Genomic DNA, 21908 nt, shown 5'->3' with positions numbered 1-21908 from the left:
TTTTTACTCTTATTTTGTAATGTATAAATAACCCGAACGTTGCTTATCTACCCCTTGCTTGTTTTTATATCGTAATATAAAATAGTAAGTCCCCTTAGGTAATTCTGCGGTTTGTGAGAAGGTATTACGTCCTTGGGAAATACCCGTAAAGTACTTATTGTCCTGACCATAACCCTCTACATTGTATACCTCTACTCCCCAACGGTTATAGATGTATAAGTTATTATCTGGATAGTTCTCAATACCTCTAATTACAAATACATCATTAAGCCCATCACCGTTTGTTGTCATCGAGTTGAATATCTCCAAATCATCCTCGCTCTGACTGTGGTTGTTGAACTCCAAATAATCTGGCGTGCCATTATTATCCACATCCGTTGGTAGCATTGGATTTAATCCCAATTCCTCACCATTGGTTAATCCATCACTGTCACAATCGCCATCTAAAAATAATTGACTCAATGGTACGGTAATGCTAGATGGGACTGAATCGCATGCGTTATTTGGATCTGTACCGTCGATAACCTCCTGCGAATCAATAACTCCGTCGCCGTCGGTGTCGGGATTTAGAGATACGTTAGGTAAATCTCTGTAATCTGGAATGCCATCGCCATCAGAATCTATTGGATTAGTTCCATCGGGGCCTTTTTCGTCTGCATCAGGACTGCCATCGTTATCAGAATCTAAATCTCTATAATCTGGCGTACCATCACCATCCGTGTCAATTGGCGCAGCTCCATTTGGTCCTTTCTCTACTGCGTCAGGAATACCATCGTTATCAGAATCCAAATCTCTGTAATCTGGTGTTCCATCGTTATCAGTATCAACTGGAGTGGCTGATTGGCCTTTCTCGATGTTGTCCGAGATACCGTCGTTATCGCTGTCCAAATCTCTATAATCTGGAGTGCCGTCATTATCAGTATCAACTGGAGTGGCTGTTGGGCCTTTCTCGATGTTGTCCGAGATACCGTCGTTATCGCTGTCCAAATCTCTATAATCTGGAGTGCCGTCATTATCAGTATCAACTGGAGTGGCTGTTGGGCCTTTCTCAATCGCATCTGAAATACCGTCGTTGTCAGAATCCAAATCTCTGTAATCTGGAGTGCCGTCATTATCAGTATCAACTGGAGTGGCTGTTGGGCCTTTCTCTACTGAATCTGGAATGCCGTCGTTATCTGAATCCAAATCTCTGTAATCTGGTGTTCCGTCATTATCAGTATCAACTGGAATAGCGCCGTTTGGTCCTTTCTCTACTGAGTCTGGAATACCATCGTTATCTGAATCTAAATCTCTGTAATCTGGAGTGCCGTCATTATCAGTATCAACTGGAGTGGCTGTTGGGCCTTTCTCAATCGCATCTGAAATACCGTCATTGTCTGAATCCAAATCTCTGTAATCTGGTGTTCCATCGTTATCCGTATCCAATGGAGTACTTCCAGTTCCTTTTTCAGTAGCATCAGGAATGCCGTCGTTATCCGAATCTAAATCTCTGTAATCTAGCGTTCCGTCATTATCAGTATCAACTGGAGTGGCTGTTGGACCTTTCTCAATCGCATCAGAAATACCGTCGTTATCTGAATCTAAATCCAAGTAATCTGGCGTTCCGTCTCCGTCTGTATCTACTGGTGCGTTTGAATTCGCTCCTTTCTCTACTGAATCAGAAATGCCATCATTGTCAGAATCTACATCGTATGGATTGCGTCTTCCATCACCATCAGTATCGGGAGGAGTTGTTCCACCATTGGCAGCAACTGGAACCCCATTTGCGTTAACTGAGCCGTCTATTCTACCATCGCCATTCGCGTCTATACCATTAGATTCCCTTGCATCGGTAATACCATCGTTATCTGAATCTAAATCCAAACTATTGATGATTCCGTCGCCATCCGTATCGCAATTCGAAGCAGTTGGCGTACAAGCTGCATTTTCAACAACATCAGTGATTCCATCATTGTCGTCATCTAAATCTACGGCGTCTGGAATTCCATCATTATCTGAATCAATTCCTGGGCAACCTTTTAATACAACACTGCCAATAGTTAACGGGCAATCGTCTTCAAAATCACCTACTCCATCACCGTCTGAATCTACATCTCTATAATCCGGAGTACCATCTCCGTCAGTATCAACAGGATTATTTCCATTTGGTCCTTTCTCTACTGCATCTGGGATACCATCGTTATCTGAATCCAAATCACGGTAATCAAGTATGCCGTCTCCATCTGTGTCTACTGGAGTAGCTCCATTTGGTCCTTTCTCTACTGCATCAGGAATACCATCGTTATCCGAATCTACATCTCTATAGTCTGGAGTTCCATCACCATCAGTATCTAAAATACTGGTTCCTGTTCCTTTTTCAACTGAGTCTGAAATACCATCGTTATCCGAATCTAAATCCAAATAATCTTGCGTGCCGTCACCATCACTGTCCACCGGTGCATTGCCATTGGTTCCTTTTTCAATAGCGTCTGTAATACCATCGCCATCTGAATCTAGATCGTATGGATTTGGATTAGCATCTCCATCTGTATTTGGAGGTGTTACACCGCCATTAGATGATTGTGGAATACCATTAGCGTCTACATTGCCATCTACTTTGCCGTCGCCATTAGTATCCGTTCCATTTGATTCTCTTGCATCAGAGATACCGTCGTTGTCTGAATCTGGATCCAATCGGTTTGGAATACCATCGCCGTCAGTATCACAATCAACTGATGCTGGACTACAAATTCCATTCTCCACTGTATCTAGGATACCATCGTTATCATCATCCAAATCAATATCATCTATTATTCCGTCACTGTCTGAATCTGGCGGACAACCATTTAAAATAGCTGTTCCTGCCACATACGGACATTGGTCATTTACATCCAAAACGCCATCGTTATCAGAATCAGTATCTCTATAATTAGGAACACCATCTCCATCTGTATCTGTTAATCCTTCCTGATTATCAGGTTTGTTATCTACATCAGAATCTGCATCTCGGTAATCTGGAATATTATCCGAATCTGTATCGACAGGAGTAGCTCCATTTGGTCCTTTCTCTATTGCATCTGAAATACCGTCGTTGTCCGAATCCAAATCTCGGTAATCTGGGGTTCCATCATTATCCGTATCAATTGGATTTGCTCCGTTTGGTCCTTTCTCTACTGAGTCTGGAATACCATCATTATCCGAATCAGTATCAAGATAATCTGGAGTGCCGTCGCCATCTGTATCTACTGGTGTGCTGCCACTTCCTTTTTCTACTGCATCAGGAATCCCATCGTTATCTGAATCTACATCTCTGTAATCTGGGGTGCCATCATTATCTGAATCCAACAGAGTACTTCCGGATCCTTTTTCTACTACATCTGGAAGTCCATCGTTGTCTGAATCTAGATCTCTGTAATCTGGAGTTCCATCATTATCCGTATCCAATGGAGTACTTCCAGTTCCTTTTTCAGTAGCATCAGGAATGCCGTCGTTATCCGAATCCAAATCTCTGTAATCTGGAGTGCCGTCGCCATCAGTGTCTATTGGAGTGAGTCCGTTAGGCCCTTTTTCGATAGCGTCTGTAATACCGTCATTATCCGAATCGGTATCGCGATAATCTGGAGTGCCGTCGCCATCTGTATCTACTGGTGAAGAGCTACTTCCTTTTTCTACTGCATCTGGCATACCATCGTTATCTGAATCTAGATCACGGTAATCTGGAATATTGTCTCCATCGGTATCGATTGGAGTGGCTGTTGTTCCTTTTTCTAAACTGTCTAGAATACCGTCATTGTCTGAATCCAAATCTCTATAATCTGGTGTTCCATCGCCATCTGAATCTAAAATACTTGAGCCGGTTCCTTTTTCAATTGCATCTGGAATACCGTCATTATCCGAATCCAAATCCAAATAATCTGGTGCTCCATCACCATCTGTATCCACTGGACTGGCTCCGTTAGCTCCTTTTTCAATCGCATCCGAAATACCATCTCCGTCTGAATCTAGGTCGTATGGATTCGCTTGCCCGTCACCATCTGTGTTTGGTGGTGTTATGCCTCCATTAGTCGAGCTAGGTACTCCATTAGCATCTACTCCTCCGTCTGCTTTTCCATCGTTGTTAGCGTCTACAACTCCCGCTTCTTTGGTGTCTTTAATACCGTCATTATCTGAATCAGCATCGTATCGATTAGGGATGCCGTCTCCATCAGTATCGCAATCTGGATCAGTTGGTGAACAAGCTGCCGCTTCTACTGAATCCAAGATCCCATCGTTATCATCATCTAAATCAGCTGTATCATCAATTCCATCACCATCAAAATCAGCTGGACAGCCATTCATTTGTGCTGTTCCTACCACTAATGGGCATTGGTCGTTAGTGTCTAAAACACCATCTCCATCCGAATCCAAATCTCTATAATCTGGAATTGTATCGCCATCAGTATCGACTATTCCTTCTTGGTTGTCTGGAATGCCATCGTTATCAGTATCCAAATCTCTATAATCTGGTATGTTATCCCCATCGGTATCCACTGGAGTAGTACTTGGGCCTTTCTCCACTGCATCTGGAATACCATCGTTGTCTGAATCTAGGTCTCTATAATCCGGTAATCCATCACCATCAGTATCTACTGGTGTCGCTCCCGAACCTTTTTCATTAGCGTCAGATATCCCATCATTATCTGAATCGGTATCACGATAATCCGGAATTCCGTCACCATCTGTATCCACTGGTGTCGCTCCCGGACCTTTTTCAATCGCATCCGAAATACCATCACCGTCTGAATCTAGATCTCTATAATCTGGGATGTTATCTCCATCAGTATCAACAGGTGTTGTTCCAGGTCCTTTTTCAATCGCATCTGAAATGCCATCGTTATCAGAATCTAAATCTCGGTAATCTGGTGTTTCGTCACTATCTGTGTCCACTGGAGTTGCGGTTGGCTCTTTTTCAATAGTGTCAGACATTCCATCATTATCGGAATCCGTATCACGGTAATCTGGGGTTCCATCGCCATCGGTATCTACTGGTGTTGTTCCAGGTCCTTTTTCAATTGCATCTGAAATACCATCGTTGTCTGAATCTAGATCTTTGTAATCTGCAATACCGTCGCCATCTGTATCAATTGGGGTAGTTCCATTTGGTCCTTTTTCAATCGCGTCCGAAATGCCATCGCCATCCGAATCTAAATCAAGATAATCTGGAATGTTATCGCCATCAGTATCAACAGGTGCATTTCCATTAGCTCCTTTTTCAATCGTATCTGGAATTCCGTCACCATCAGAATCAATGTCATACGGATTAGTTCCACCGGTTCCGTCTGTATTTGGAGGTGTTAGACCTCCATTCGCAGACGTTGGAACTCCGTCAGCATCAACTCCTCCGTCAACTCTTCCATCATTATCAGAATCCGTTCCTCCTGCTTCCTTCACATCAGAAATGCCATCATTATCAGAATCGGAATCCAAACGATTCGGAATACCGTCACCATCCGTATCACAATTTGGACTGGCCGGCAAACAAGCCGCCGCTTCTACTGTATCTAAAATTCCGTCATTGTCGTCATCTAAATCAACGGTGTCTATTAAACCATCGCCGTCAAAGTCAGGTGGACATCCGTTGGATGCCGCTGTGCCTGCAACTAAAGGACATTGATCAACCGCATCTAAAACACCGTCGTCATCTGAATCCAAGTCTTGGTAGTTAGGAATAGTGTCCCCATCTGTGTCTATATTGCCTTCTTGGGCATCAGGTTTACCGTCACCGTCGGAATCCAAATCACGATAATCTGGTGTACCGTCACTATCTGTATCTACAACTGTGCTGCCACTTCCTTTCTCTACTGAATCCGGAATACCATCATTATCCGAATCCGTATCGCGGTAATCTGGTATTCCATCGGCATCGGTGTCTAATGGTGTATTCCCGCTTCCAGGTCCTTTTTCAATGGCATCTGAAATGCCATCATTATCTGAATCGGTGTCCAGAAAATCTGGAATATTGTCTCCATCGGTATCGATTGGAGTAGCTCCTGGTCCTTTTTCAATGGCATCTAAAATACCATCTGCATCTGAGTCTCTATCTAAGTAATCTGGTATATTATCTCCATCGGTATCGATTGGTGTCGATCCCGGACCTTTTTCTATCGCATCTGAAATGCCATCATTATCAGAGTCGGTATCACGGTAATCAGGAGTTCCATCACTATCTGTATCCACAGGAGTTGCTCCCGAACCTTTCTCTATTGCGTCTGAAATGCCATCTCCATCTGAATCAATTTCTTGGAAATCTGGAGTACCATCTCCATCTGTATCTAAAGGTGTGGATCCTGGTCCTTTTTCAATAGAATCAGAAATACCATCAGCATCTGAATCTAGATCTCTATAATCTGGGATGTTATCTCCATCAGTATCCGTTGGGGTACATGGTGCTGTTCCTGAACATCCTGTGTCTTCAATACTGTCAAGAATCCCATCATTATCTGAATCTAAATCTCTGTAATCTGGTGTTCCATCTCCATCGGTGTCTAATAGCGTATTTCCACTGCCTTTTTCTACTGCATCTGGTATGTTGTCATTATCAGAATCCACATCCAAATAGTTTGGTGTGCCATCCCCATCCGTATCTATAAGACCTTCTGTTCCATTTGGAATTCCGTCACTATCACAATCTGCTGCTTGCCAAACGGCATTTGAAGTATTTGGTATGGCTGCACCTCCCACACATGGGTTTAATGGTTGATTATCTGTTCCATTTGGCGTTCCGTCACCATCACAATCTGCCGCTCTCCAAGCTAGACTTGTATTAGCGCTAATTTGACTAGATGGTAAATAATTACATCCGTCATTTGGATTGGTGTTATCCGATGCTTCGATATTATCTGACACACCGTCTCCATCAGCATCGTTGATGGCAACCGTAATTGTTACCGTAGCTGTAGCGCAAACACTGCCTTGACATACTTCATATATAATTGTTACGGCAGTACCCCCTTCAGCATTGGTTGGCGTATAGGTCATTTGACCGGTAACTGGATTGAAGCTTACGATACCTGTTGCGGTACCACCCACTCTGGTTATTGTGTTTCCGTCATTAGGTAAATAATCGTCATTCGCTAATACATTTACTACAGAAGCAACTCCAACTGAACCATTCGCAGTATCGTTAATCGCTGTTGGGGTCGTTTTACGGGTATCTGTATTGTCAGGGTTTCCATCACCATCGGTATCCGAATTCAATGGATTCGTTCCTCCTGTAATTTCTGAAGCATTCGTAAGACCATCGTTATCACAATCCAATAGAGACCAAGTAGAGTATACTGTACTAGAAGCTGTAGGTGCTGTAGTGAAAGAACAAGCATTGTTATAATTTGTTCCATTGGCATCTTCAAATCCATTGGTTTCACCATCTTGATCACAATCAGCAGCTTGCCATAAAGCATTTGTTCTGTCGGGTTGTGCATTGACTGCGTGAATACAAGGGTCTAATGGCGCGGTGTCTGTTCCATTTCGGGTTCCATCACCATCACAATCAGCTAAATTCCACGCTCCAGTTCGGGTTCCCATTACCGAAGTTAGTTTATAATCACAGAAGTTATTTGGATCTGTACCGTCAGCCGTTTCCTTAAAATCATATACCCCATCACCATCGGTATCTGGAGCAGTAATACTTAATGTTAAGGCAGCTGTTGCTGTTGCTGTTCCATCGCTGACCGTATAGGTCGCTGCTGGTACAGGGCCTAAATAATCTGTCGCCGGTGTAAAGATATAGGTGCCATCAGCATTAATGACCAAGGTTCCAACGCCTGGAATGGTTGCAGTGTCACCTGCGTTAAAAGTCGTAACGACGTTATTTATTGTAAGAACAAATTGTGTTACTGTAAGAGCGCTGCCTTCAATATCTGAGTCATTGTCTACTACATTTCCAGTTGCTGCAGTATTTATAGTAGCTGAAGCCGTATCAGGACGTGCGATTGGTGCATCGTTTACAGGATTTACATTAATTGAAAGAGAACCGTCAGTAGTAAGTGCAGGACTTTGTCCGTCAGATACTGTATATCCAATAACCGGCACTGAACCATTATAATTGGCTACTGGTGTAAATGTGAAGGTTCCATCGGTATTAACTCGGATTGTTCCCACACCATCAATAGTAGCGGTTAGACCTGCGGTATAGGATTGCCCTGCTACTGTAAATCGAGTTATTGTTAATGTATTATTTTCAGGATCGGTATCATTAGCTAAAACATTACCTGTAAGTGGTGAGTCTTCATTAGTACTTAACGATTCATTCACCACAACTGGTGCATCATTTACAGCTGCAACTGTAATATTTAAATCCGCAGTATCTGTTCCTCCATTGTCATCTGATAGAGTATAGGTTATGACTGGAACTGCTCCACTAGTATTAGGAGCTGGTGTAAACGTATAAGTTCCATCAGCATTGAGTATTAATGTCCCTTTGTTCGGAATGGTTACGATCGTTCCTACTTGATAGGTTATTCCGTTAACAGTAAAACTAGTTACCGATTTGGTGTTGCCTTCAACATCAGTATCGTTAGTCACTACATTACCTGTAGCCGCAGTGTTTTCTGGTGTACTTACCGTATCATCAACTGCAACTGGGGCATCATTCACAGGGGTTACTGCTAATTTTAAAGTCGCGGTTCCCGTTCCTCCATCAGCATCTCTAGCAGTATAGGTAACAGTAGGTACTGCACCCGAATAATTGGCTGCCGGTGTAAACGTAAAACTACCGTCTGTATTTACAATTAAAGTTCCTACGCCTGTAATTGTAGCTGATGTTCCAGCAGGATAGTTCGTGCCGTTTATAGTAAATTGCGTAACTGTAATAGCGTTACCTTCTGGATCACTATCATTGGTCAATACATTTCCAGAAATAGGCATGTCTTCTAGGGTAACTTTATTGTCGTCATTGACTGTAATTGGATTGTCGTTGACTGGTGTAATGGTAATGGTTAAGGTACTCGAAACTGTTGCTCCGGTGGCTGCACCACTATTATCATCTGTAATGGTATAGGTAATTACGGGCACTACTCCATTGTAATTGGAGTTTGGTGTAAAAGTGTAAGTACCATCTGCATTAACTACTATCACACCCACTCCAGGTATTGAAGTTGTGGTTCCTGCTGGATAGGTATATACCGTACTGCCAATAGTAAATGAATATTGCGTTACCTTTAATACCGTATTGGCATCCGGATCTGAGTCAGGAGTGCCGTCTGAAAGTACATTTCCTGTAGCTGTTGTATCTTCATTAATTGTTTTGGCATCAGGCCTTGCTATTGGAGCCTGATTGACCGGTGCTACATAAATATCTAAAACAGCCGAATCTGTGCTATTGCCATCAGAAAGTGTATAGGTAATCAATGGCGCCTGTCCTGTAAAAGTGCTTAATGGAACAAAAGTATAGGTTCCATCAGGATTAATAGTAAGGCTACCAACTCCCGGAATCGAAAACGGTGTGCCTATTACTGGTGTACCAGCAACTCCCACAACAGTAAATCCAGTTACTGTTAAGTTATTTCCTTCTAAATCCGAATCATTAGTTCGCACTGAACCGGTTAAAGTAGTTCCTTGTGATCCCGTTACAATATCATCAGCCGCCAAAGGAGCGTCATTAACTGGGGTGATAACAATTGATAATTTAGCGGTATCTGAGCCGCCATTTCCATCAGAAATAGTATAATTTACATCCGGAATAATTCCAATATAATTCAATGCTGGTGTAAAAGTAAACGATCCGTTGGCGTTGACTACAATCGTTCCTACCCCTGGAATTGCAGCCGTATCTCCTGCATTAAAAGTTACTATAACGTTGTTAATTGTGGTGCTAAATGTACTTACCACTAAACTATTCCCTTCAGCGTCGGTATCGTTTGACAATACATCTCCTGTAAACGGAATGTCTTCAGTAACATTTACAAGCTCATCCGTAGCTCCCGGAGGATCATTGGTTGGTGTAATTACAATAGACAGGGTTCCCGAATCGGAGGCCCCAACGGTGTCTGTCGCGGTATATTCGATTGCAGGTACTGTTCCTATATAGTTTAACTGAGGTGTAAATGTAAATGTTCCGTCTGAATTCACTCGAATTGTTCCAACTCCTGCAATTGTTGCAGTATCTCCTGCATTGTAGGTTGTCGCTCCAATTTTAAATCTGTTTACGGTAAGGGCAGTATTTCCTGACCCCTTATCATTGGTCAAAATATTTCCGCTAACTACTGTGTCTTCGGCAGCCGTAACTGCATCGTCAACTATAGAAACAAAGGGAACAATTTCAATTTTAGCAGGGTTGGATACAACAGTACCACACACATAATTGGCTTGGGTAATTACTAATTTATAGCTGTACCCTTTCATGCTCATAGTAATATTTGATACTGTTAAGGTAGTAGTAGTTGCCCCTGAATAAGGCGCTGTATTGGTCACATTGGCCCAAGTTGTTCCCCCATCTGTGCTTAATTGCCATTGGTAAGCTACAGGAGCTGATCCAGCAGTTACTGTAGCGGTAAAGCTTACTGTTGCCCCTGGACTCACACCCGCATCTGCAGGTTGAGCAGTGATTACGCTAGCCGAACCTGCAACTGCTGCATTAGTGTATGTACCACTATAACTGGCCGCTATAACTGAACCATTCGCATTGATTGCTGGTGGATTACCTGTTCCGAAATAACTATTCCCGTCTGTGCCTTGAGCAGTAGCCGAATTGTAATATTCGTTAGCATCAGAACAACCATCGCCGTCAGAATCTAAATCCAAGTGATTTGGAATACCATCTAAATCTGAATCCGGACATCCAATTGCGCTGATTGAAATATCATCAATTGAGAAGTCATTTCCATTTGAATTAATGGATATGTTTTTAAGGTTGAAGGTTACCGTTTGGTTGCTTGCTGATGTAAAATCAATAGAAGCTAATTTCCAACCCAATGAATTTTGCGGGCCGGAATTAGCCGTTGCTATAACCGCATTGCTTGCCGAAAGTACTTCAGCTGCTAATTGGTAATCGTTATTAGCTGAAGCGGCTTGGTGCCAAAACGAAATTCGGTATCTTGCACCTGCCTGCAAGCTGATACTTTCTCTGTAAAATGTACCCACAGTTGTACTACCGTTTACAGCTAAATAAGCGTCTGTAGCAGTTCCTGTGGTACGGCCTGGGTACCTCCAAAATTCAGCAGCTGGGTGGTACGGAGTCCCCTGATTGATTACAGCATATTGAGCAGCCCCACTATTTGTCCCTGAATACACATATCCTCCAGTAACATTAGTATTTGAAGTATTACGCGGGGTTGCTTCAGTACCAAAAGTTCCATTACTTTCGTTAGTATTTAATTGGGTTAACGGACATTCAATACTGTCTAAAATCCCATCATTATCATCATCTAAATCTCTAACATCTGTAATTCCATCACCATCGGTATCGGTACATGCATTGATTGTATTAGACAAGGCAAAACTGGTATAGGTAGAGGTATAATTTATTGTACCTGCTGTACCACCTTCGTAGTTGTTTAACAATCCATTTCGATTGGTGTCGTTCCCCGCTGAAGCAGGAAAATTTGAAGTACTTGTTGCTGTAGTTGAACTTCCAGCTTCTATGGCATCCGCACAACCATCGCCATCAGCATCTAAATCCAAATGGTTTGGAACACCATCTCCATCGATATCTAACAAACAGATACGCTCTGTAAAATAAGCCTCCTGAATCCAACCCGAAACTGTCCCTCGGTTGGATGTACCAAAAATTCGGTATCGGGTATAGGCCGTATAATTTGATGGCATATTGAATTTATACGAATTGTTGGCTGCATTGATTGGCGCTGTTGGTGTGCCAAATGTTTGATCGGCTGTCAAATCTATCCATTCAGTCCCATCCCAAGCTTGTATTCTATATGTTCCTGTGGTACCTAGTGGATTATTGCCTGCTTGGTTTCCAATTTCAATTTGGCTCAAAATTCTTGCCGAAGGCAAATTGAATTGTAATACCGTTTGGTTTAAAAATTCGCTATTCGAGAAAGCAACAATGGCTTCAGCATTGTCCACCATATTGGCTAAAGTGACAGAGCCTCCGTTGAAGCCCCAGGCAACGGTAGAAGAAACCGTAATCCCCGTTTTATTCAACCTGGCAGGCGAACAATTGAATTCTTCTGTGTCTAAAACCCCATCATTATCATCATCTAAATCAACAAGATTACTAATTCCATCACTATCCGTATCTAAACAAGCATTTAAATTATTCTTTAAAGCAAAATTAGTATAAGTAGAAGTGTAATTTATAGTGCCGTCTGTTAACCCTTCGTAATCATTTAATAAACCATTACCATTACTATCTTGCCCAGTAGGATATACAGAAGTACTTACTGCCGTAGTGGAACTTCCTGCTTCTCGAGCATCACTACAACCATCTCCATCACTATCTAAATCCAAGGTGTTTGGAATGCCATCATTATCAGTGTCATAAGCACATAATTTATCTTTGAAATAAATTTCTGTTGCCCATGTTCCTCCAGAAAAGGCATTAATTCCTACTAATCGGTAATATAAATAGGCCGTATTATTATTAAAATTAGCCACATTAGAATTAAACGAAGACAAGCCACCGCTCGTACTAACAGCATTATTATTATATGTAAGTATTCCAGAAACATCTGTCCAAGCAGTTCCGTTGTTACTTCCTTCTACTCTATACGTTGTAGAAGTTGAAAATAATGTTTGGCCTTGATAATGACCAATCTCTATATAATTTAAAATCTTAGCTGTTGGAAATTGGAACCTAAACCACTCTGCGTTTAATGAGCCCGTTGGGCCATATAAAACATAGTTATTATTATCCACACCATCAATTAGATTATTAATTGTTGCTGCGCCATTAAATATATAGTTAATAGTAGAAGGTCTGGAAATAATAAGTCCTGTTTTGCTGGTTGTCACCACGGTACATATAACCTCATCAGTATCTAAAATTCCATCATTATCATCGTCTATATCAATAACATCTGAAGTGCCATCATTATCGGTATCGGTACAGGCATTGATTGTGACATTCGATGCATAATTATACGTATATGTCCCGTTAAAAATCCCATTTTCTGCAGTTGCTTCCAAGCCGTTGGCAAAACCATTTAAGCCGTAAGGGCCTGCTGCTATGGCATTGGCAACATTAGCAGTAGTCGTATTGGTTGTTGCTCCAGGAGGACGGTTAATTACTGATCCTGGGGCTAATGTGCCTCTAACTCCAGCTTCTCTGGCATCGGTACAACCATCTCCATCACTATCTAAATCCAAGCGGTTTGGTATGCCGTCATTGTCAGTATCAATATCGGTACAGTTTTGTTGTACATTAAACGAACTTAAAGAGAAGTCAGTGTATGTACGTGTATCCCAAGCTGAAAAAGCGAGATTATAATCGGAAACTACGCCTTGAAATTGGCGAATAATCACTCCATTGTTTCGTACAATTACCCATCCTGTTTCAGAAATATCCATCTCCACTAAGGTATTGGCGGTATAAGGGACGTTATCAATATCCCATGCAGCGTTAGGTAACTTCCCTCGAATAACAGAAGCATCGTTGTAGACTTTATAAGCACCGTCTGTAAAATTTGTTGGGGTTTTAGTTGCCGCCACAGGCAATAGACCAATCATGGCATAATCTGGTGCAGTATTGGTTCTAAACTCTAAATGAATAGGTAGTTTAAATGCTTGATCAGAGTACCTTGAAGTCCATGATGCACTATTACCTGATAATGTTAAATTAGTACCCGATAAAGTAACTGTTGTGCCACCACCATTATAGGTTAATCCACTTAAATTGTTAACAGGGAAGGTGCAATTAGTAGACTCTGCCCAATCTAACACACCGTCGTTATCATCGTCCAAATCCATGAAATCAACTACACCATCAGTATCAGAATCTAGACAGACAAAGGTTCGTGTTGCTGTATTATTGGTATAATCGCATTCTGGTATTGAAGAGTTTGGAAATGCTGAAGCCAAGTTAAATGGTCTTGCAGTAGTTCCTTCGTCATTTACAACGACAAAAACAGACGAAAGCGATGTAGAAAATGTAAGTGTAATTGGTAAGTTTATCGAAGCGCCGACAGCCACTCTTGTTGGTGTTACTACAGTGGCTAAAACGGAAGCATTAGTAGTTGTGGGGTCAGCATTATAAACTGTAACTTTTGTTCCAGGAGGCAGAAAATAAGATCCGTTATTTGAAATTGTGGTATTGATTGTTATACTAGGACAATTGGCTACAATCGAATTGATTACTATTGAAGCATCTGCAGCAATAACTGAACCGTCAGGCACACCCGCTCCTAGATCCTGTAATTGTAATTGTGCTAAATTATTGTTGTAATTACGCGAACTAGGCGCGTACAATTCTCTGGCTGGTACCGTCAAATTACTATTGATATTCGATATTCTATAATTTCGTTGGTTCCAGTAAGTTGGGGCTGCTTTCCATGGAAATGAGCTTTCAGTTCTCGCAAAAACTTGTAACCTATTATCTCCTGTCACAGCAATTTCAGCCTCGCCATCATTGTCTAAATCTGCAACAATTGGGTATTCTCCCCATGTTGCAGAATTTACAGTGAAAACTGCATTGTTTACTGGTGTATTGGTATTACCATTGATAATTCGCAAAGTAGTTTCATCACGGTACACAATTTCACGGATGCCGTTCCCGTCAAAATCGAATGCCGTAATGCCTGTACTTCCCGACTTATCATTAGTGCTTAGTGACCATACAAATTTATTTCCTGTATTAAAATTTAAGTTGTAAGCGTTCAACGTTCCTGTTGTACTTGTAGCTGCATTGACAATAATTGCTTCCGGGTAATCTTTGGTTTTTCCTCCAGTGGTTATATCATTATATACATTAGCAATTAGTGTCATTCCCCTAACTCCAATATTGAAAGTAACAGGCGCTCTATCAAATAGTACTTGCATTTCATTTGGATCCCACATGTACACTCTTGAAGCTCCATTATAAACAATATCTAAATCCCCATCCAAATCCATATCAGCAACAGCGGTTGGGCCATAATCAGCACTTGCACTTGCATAACCTGATATAGTTGACATGTCCCTAATCAATGTCATTGTGTTGTTTGTCATATTTACTCCATACACACGGGAACCAAATACGATTTCTTTTCCAGGGTTTGAAGGTATGATGTCGACCACAACTACTTCACGAGGCGCACTTGGAAAATTAACGGTGTTACTAGTATAAGTTAATACTGGACCGGCAATTCTTCGAACTAAAGAAGATCCTGCAGCACCAAATGTTCCGTTAATGCTAAACACATCATTACCCATTACAATTTCTGGAGTCCCATCCTCATTAATATCGACCACATAGGGATTTACTTCTTGTAAATATTGTGATGCGGTGGTAGATTTATATAAGAAAGAAGTGGCCGAACCACTGACATTGTTAAATATATGTACAAAACCATTACTATTTACAATTACCTCTGGAGTTCCATCGCCATTTAAATCAGCAATAGCCGGTTGGCTGGCCTTTTCAGATGTTAATGGGATTACATAATTTTTGGTAGCGGTAGCTGCATTAGAACCATCTCCACGGTACACAAAATAACCTGAATAATCAGACGCAGGAACTAAAATTTCTGAAATGCCATCGCCATTTAAATCCGCAGCAGTAGGTGTTCCTCCATTCCAGATTACAGTATTCGACTCAAAGGCTTTTGCTACTCCCCAAGGTGGTGGAATTGGCAAAGTTCTTGGGGCTATGCAAGAAGCCGGTGTTGGTGTATTACAAACATTTGAATCAGTATACAAGGCAAAGCCATAAGTGTATGTCCCGTTATATACTCCGCTTTCGGCAGCCGTTTCTTTAGCATTGACAAAACCATTGGCGCCATAATTAGATGCCGTTGTTCCTGCAACTGGAACTGAAGTGCCAAAAGGATAAACCCCCGACTCAACGGCATCATTACAACCGTCTCCATCAGAGTCTGGGTCTTTAAAATCAGGTATCGTATCACCATCGGTATCAGGACAAATAAACCCTGAAGCGGTTGTAAACGTCCATGTTGCCGTAGGCAAGCTGGTAAAAGGTGCCGTAAAAAATTGGTTCGAATTGTTTATATAAGAACCTCCTGTTGATTGACTTGTCCATGTTCCCGTTGTGGTAAATTCTCCTGCTACAGCACTGGTGTTGTCTATTACGTAGGTATAAATACCATTGGTAATTAACATCGCATCTGCCGAGGCGAATGAACCAGTAGTGCTTGGCGTTGGAGCAATTCTTACCGAAATTCTATTTTGAAGACTTGGAATAATATTAGAAGCTACTAATTTCCAAGTTGATACCCCATCAAACGTTAAATTATTTGGAGCGACTCCTTGTGTGCGCTGATCCAAAGTTACCGTTTGTGTTGCTGTGCCTGAAATGACAACTGGTACATTTTGTACAAAAGTAACATCAGGTCGATTTAAGGTATATACGCTGTAAGGTCTCATTGCAGGGCATTCGGTACCGTCTAATACCCCATCATTGTCATCATCTAAATCGAGAATATCCCTTACGCCGTCGCCATCGGTATCTGTACAGGCATTGATACTATTATTTATAGCAAAATTTGTATAAGTAGAAGCGTAATTTACGGTCCCCGCCGTGGTGCCTTCGTAATTGTTTAATAAACCATTCGCATTGTCATCTGTGCCCGTAGGATAATTAGTTGTATCCGTTGCACTGGTAGAACTACCTCCTTCAATAGCATCAGCACAACCATCACCGTCTGAGTCTAAATCTAAATAGTTGGGTTTGCCATCGTTATCCATATCCGGACAAGTCATGATTTCCGGATTAGCAGGATTGGTTAACCTTACTTCGGTAAATTGCATGGTGGTCAATCCCGAAACGGCGAGTTTATAGTTGGCATTAGCTCCTTGAAAAGCACGTACTTGAACACCATTAATTCTGACCGTAACAAAACCTGTTGCCGAAACATCTATGCTATACTCGTCGGATGGGGTTGTAGCTTGTGTAAAATTCCAAGCCGCACCAAAATAACCATTCACATCTGCTCCAAGGAAATAAAACTTATAGCCTGTATCAGACCAGCTAGTTGGTGTTAGAGTTGCCGTGGTAGGAACTAAACCGATCATCGCCGTATTACCCGATACAGGTCTTTTAAACTTTAATGAAATTGGTAAAGCAAAATTTTCATTCGAATACGAAGAAAGCCAGCTATTGGTGTTGGATGAAGTTATGGTAGAAGCGGTACGTGCGGTAACTGCAGTGCCTGAAAAAGGAACTGTAGTGATGTTTTTACCAGTAAATACACAATCGGCTTGTTCTACGGTATCTAAAATACCATCGTTATCATCATCAATATCAATTACATCTGCAGCACCATCGCTATCGGTATCCAAACAAGCATTAATCACAGGGTTAAGAGCGAAGTTAATATAAGTAGATGGATAAGATGTAAGCCCGCTTTCGGTAGTGGCTTCTAATACATTGGCTAATCCATTTGCACCATAATTACCCGCCGAACCCGCAATAGCATTCGGAGTCGTAGTGGTAGTTGTAACTGCACCATTTGAACCGTTTTTTACAGCGCCAGACAATAAAGTTCCCGGCACTCCTGCTTCTTTGGCGTCTGGACAGCCGTCTCCATCGCTATCTAAATCTTGTCCGTTAGGAATGCCATCATTATCGGCATCACAATTTGGGGCGAGAACAACTCCATAATCTCCGGTTATAAAAGTTTGAGAAACTACTGCTTGACCAATTTGAAAGCTGTTTGGAGCATTAGTGTTTAAAGTAATGTTATTGAAAGATCCGTTACGTAGGCGCATTTCTTCCAAGGCTCCTCCTGATGTTCGGCTTCCAAATACTTTTATCTCGCCAAACTTATCGATGTAAATTCTAATTAATGGCCTCGATTGATTTCCAACGATACTCCAAACTGTTGAATAGGTGGTGCCATCTAAAAATTCAAAAAGCGCATCCGTAGGAACGGAAGGCCAAAACTGAAGCTCTTCTGGATTAGTCAAATGGGTGTCATTGATACGCACATTGAAGGAGTTGTCCAAGGTCCACACATTGATTACCAGTCCATCAGTTGCTGCAGGAAAGGTTTGAGAAGCGGAAGCACCATTGGTAACAGTAAATGTTTGTGGTGCATAATTTAAATTATTGATATTAAATGGAATGCATTCTTCAGAATCTAGGATTCCGTCATTATCATCATCTAAGTCTGCTAAATCACCAACGGTATCACCATCGGTATCAGTACAGCTGTTGATCCCAGCAATTCGAGCATTATAGTAATTGATTGTTCGGTTGTAAATACCATTGTCTGCCACTGTTTCTAAACCGTCTGAAAGTCCATTATTGCCAAAAGGACCAGCCACTGTAGTGGCTGTCAAATTAGTCACAGCGCGTGCCTCGACTGCATCAGGGCAACCGTCATTATCCGAATCCAATTCCAAACGATTCGGTATTCCATCACCATCTATATCTGTGTCCATACAAAATGTTCTTTCTGGATTAGCGGCATTGGTTAAACGGATGTCTTTAAGCGCAACAGTCGTACCACTTGATGAAACTACCAATCTATAGGCCGAATTAACACCTTGAAAAGAGCGAAGCACCACCCCGTTGATACGAACCGTTACAAAACCTGTGGCAGAGATATCAATTCTGTATTCTTCATTTAATTGAGAGGTATGGGTGAAATTCCATGTAGTCCCAAAATAACCATATACGGTAGAACCAACCATATAAAATTTATAGCCATTGTCTGTATAATTAGTTGGAGTTTGATTATTAGCTGCCGGAATTAAACCAAACATGGCTTGTGCAGTAAACGCATCCCGTTTAAATTTCAATGAAAGCGGTAAGGAATAGGTTTCTGTAGAATAGGAAGAAATCCAATCAGCACTTGAAGCTGTTGTATTGGTATTGATGGTGTTGTCATTTTTATTAGCAATCGCAGCCCCTGTCATGCTTACATAGCGCAAATCACGACCCATGGTTTTGCAATTGCTTTGTTCTAAGGCATCGATAACCCCATCGTTATCGTCGTCGATATCAATCCCATCTAAAATAGAATCTGAATCTGAATCTGTTAGATTTTGTTTTACGGCAAAACCAATAACGGCATTGTTTGGTAGTACTCGATTGATTTCCCAAGTGGCATTGACCCCAGTTCCTACTTTAGTCATGGCGGTATAAGTGGCATTGGCGAAATTTCCATCACCATCTGTATCTATTACCAAGTAAACGGTTTCGGCATCAAAACGATCAATATTAGAATACGGCAATGCATTTGGCGAAGTATTGCCAAATGCAGGAACGCTAATTTTGGTAGCGGCAGTAATTCCTGTATTGCTTACTCTCCACTTGCGGAGTAAAGGGTAATAATCTCCCGTAAGCGTTTCTTCGTATAAAATCGGCGCATTATTGTCCCCAAGTATCAAATAGGTATTGTCTGTTGGGATATTATTTCCAACAGTCGCTGCATTGGTAGTGCCTATCACCGAGTTGTTTCCTACGGTAATGAATTTACCTGTAAAACTGGTTGAAAACGATTGGCGTTGGTGTAAACCTTGGCTATCCGAACGGCCAATACCAAATACATTATTATGGTAGGCAATGTTAGCCGTTCTGTTCCAAACAATTGTACCGTCTGGTATTACATAATCATGTCCAACACTAATTCCATATTTAATTCCCAAATAGGTTTCTACAATGTTTTGTTGATTAGTAGTAGCTTGATTTTGGAAAGTGATGATCTCTGCTATAGGGCCTTGCCAAGATCGGGCTTGCCCTGCTTGAAACGAAATGCTTTGTGCACTAATGGGAGCATTGTCTTGCAAAGCAAACGAAGTCATTAAGTTAGGTTTTCCTTGCACTCCAAAATCATAAGTAGAAGCAGCAGAACCTACTGTTCCGTCTTTACGCCAACCCCCTTGAGCAACCGACATACTAGGCGTAAATTGAACCGCACCTGCTAAACCACCATGGAAGTTTGGCGTAGTGACTGCACCATATAAATTGGCATCTCCACCAAAAAGCACGTGGAAATAGGTATTCCCTGCAGCCGTAGCATCTTGTGCCACCCAGTAACTTTGGCGAATATTGGCTAAGTCAGGAATATTTAAAGAAGTGCCTGGATTATTGGTAAAATTAACGGCTGGATTAAAGTTAATTTGATTGGTATTGAAAGTAGGTTGTGCTGATGTGTTGTTTTGATAAGCATGTAAGTTGTTTCCAGAAGTTTCTTCCCAATTGGCCACTTTCGCATTATTAGCGATAGCAATAGGAGTTTTAGTATAGACATCCACACGCAAAGCACGCCAGGTTTCGAAACCCGATGGAATGATACGCACATATCGACAACTAACAGGGGCATCAAAATCAGCAAAACGTAAAGCCGTGTTCAGCTCATTACCCATAAACAAGCCTAAATCAGTATAGGTTATGTTATCATTAGACACGCGCACCACATAATCTTTAACATGATATGCATTAGATCCTGCGCCTAAAGTAGCTACTCCATCTATGGTTTGTACCGAACCTAAATCTAGGGTCAATGCTCCTAATTGATTACTTCCTGTTGGAGCAACTGCTATCCATGCATTGGTTGCGTTGAGTACAGAATTGGAAGCCGCCCAGGTGCTACTCAATTCACTTGAAGCGGTTCTTCTATTTGCAGGTACGTTTAAAAAAGTACGTGTAGCATTGAGCGCGCCATCTGCCTTTAACCAAAAAGAAGGTTTATTGGCTACATTAGCTGGTGTAAGCACCGCCAAGTTAGGCGTGAATATATATTTGATGCCATTGCCTGCTCCTGGATAAAAGGAGGTGTTATTATAGTTAATTGTACTAGAAGGAATATGATTAAAGGTGTAAATTGATTGATATTCGTTAGCACCAAAATTACCTAAACCAACAGAGGCGCTTAGTGTTCCTGATGGCGGTATTGCTCCATATAAATACTCAATAACATTTGTGGTTTCGTACAATTTTACTTGGTAACTAAAACCAGCAGAGGCATTAGTGGTATACGCTACTTTCCACTGTACGGTTAACACGCGGTTAGGAGCTGAACCACTTAAAGCAAAAGTCACTCCACCTCCATTGGCAGCTGCCATGGTTGCGGTAGCATCCCACCAAGCATATAGTTTTGGTGTATTGGTGGTAGAACTGGCATTGTTGGCGCTTTCTGTGGTGACTGCAACTGGTCCTAATTTCAATAATCCGGCTGCATTTACTGAAAAATTCGAATAGGTATTTCCTTGAAAAACAAAATCAAATCCAATAGGCGTTACCGCCGATGCTGCTCCTATTGCCGAGCCACCCGCAACTAAGTTGGTTCCTCCTGAAATTTCAGAATAGGTAATGGGTTCTGTGGCTAACTTAAGATTGGTGATTTGAGCATTTGTACTTGTACTACTTACAAATAGAAATCCTAGCACGACCACAGAAATCATAGCATGATGAAAACTGTTGTATGTTGTTGTTGAACTTGATTTCTGTTTCAATTGAAAAATAGTACTTAAACGCATCATTGTTCGGTATATAAATTGAGTCATAGTAAACCTATATAAAGTAGTCATTATTGAATCTGTCGATTGGGAATGGTTTATTGTAGCTTGCGAAGCAGCGGTAGACTTACACTGTTGCTGGGCGCTAGCTGTTGAATCTGTATTGATTGTTGGATGGGAAACCTGCACTGTTTTGGATAGTGTAGCTTTTCTCTTAACTGGGTGTATTGACATTCGTTGAATGCTTTCTCGCATATTCTTAAATACAATTATTTAATACTAATCGAGATTTGGGAAGATGGTTTTTACACAAGCCAATTGGGGTGGATTGATTTGTATATGGATACGTTGTAAACATTAGGTTTACGGCAGTA

General features: G+C 41.5%; 1 protein-coding gene. It reads right to left on the bottom strand.

The window, feature by feature from the left end:
• Positions 1–9: 9 nt before the first annotated feature.
• Complete coding sequence (locus LPC23_RS03220) at positions 10–21768, bottom strand: cadherin-like domain-containing protein (RefSeq protein WP_229331040.1); 21759 nt, start codon at positions 21766–21768, stop codon at positions 10–12.
• Between the last annotated feature and the right edge of the window lie 140 nt (positions 21769–21908).

Origin of the sequence: Flavobacterium ammonificans, from assembly GCF_020885975.1 — a bacterium.
GTDB lineage: Bacteria > Bacteroidota > Bacteroidia > Flavobacteriales > Flavobacteriaceae > Flavobacterium > Flavobacterium ammonificans.
The sequence above is the reverse complement of the archived record's forward strand: the minus strand, read 5'-3'. Positions and strand labels throughout refer to the sequence as shown.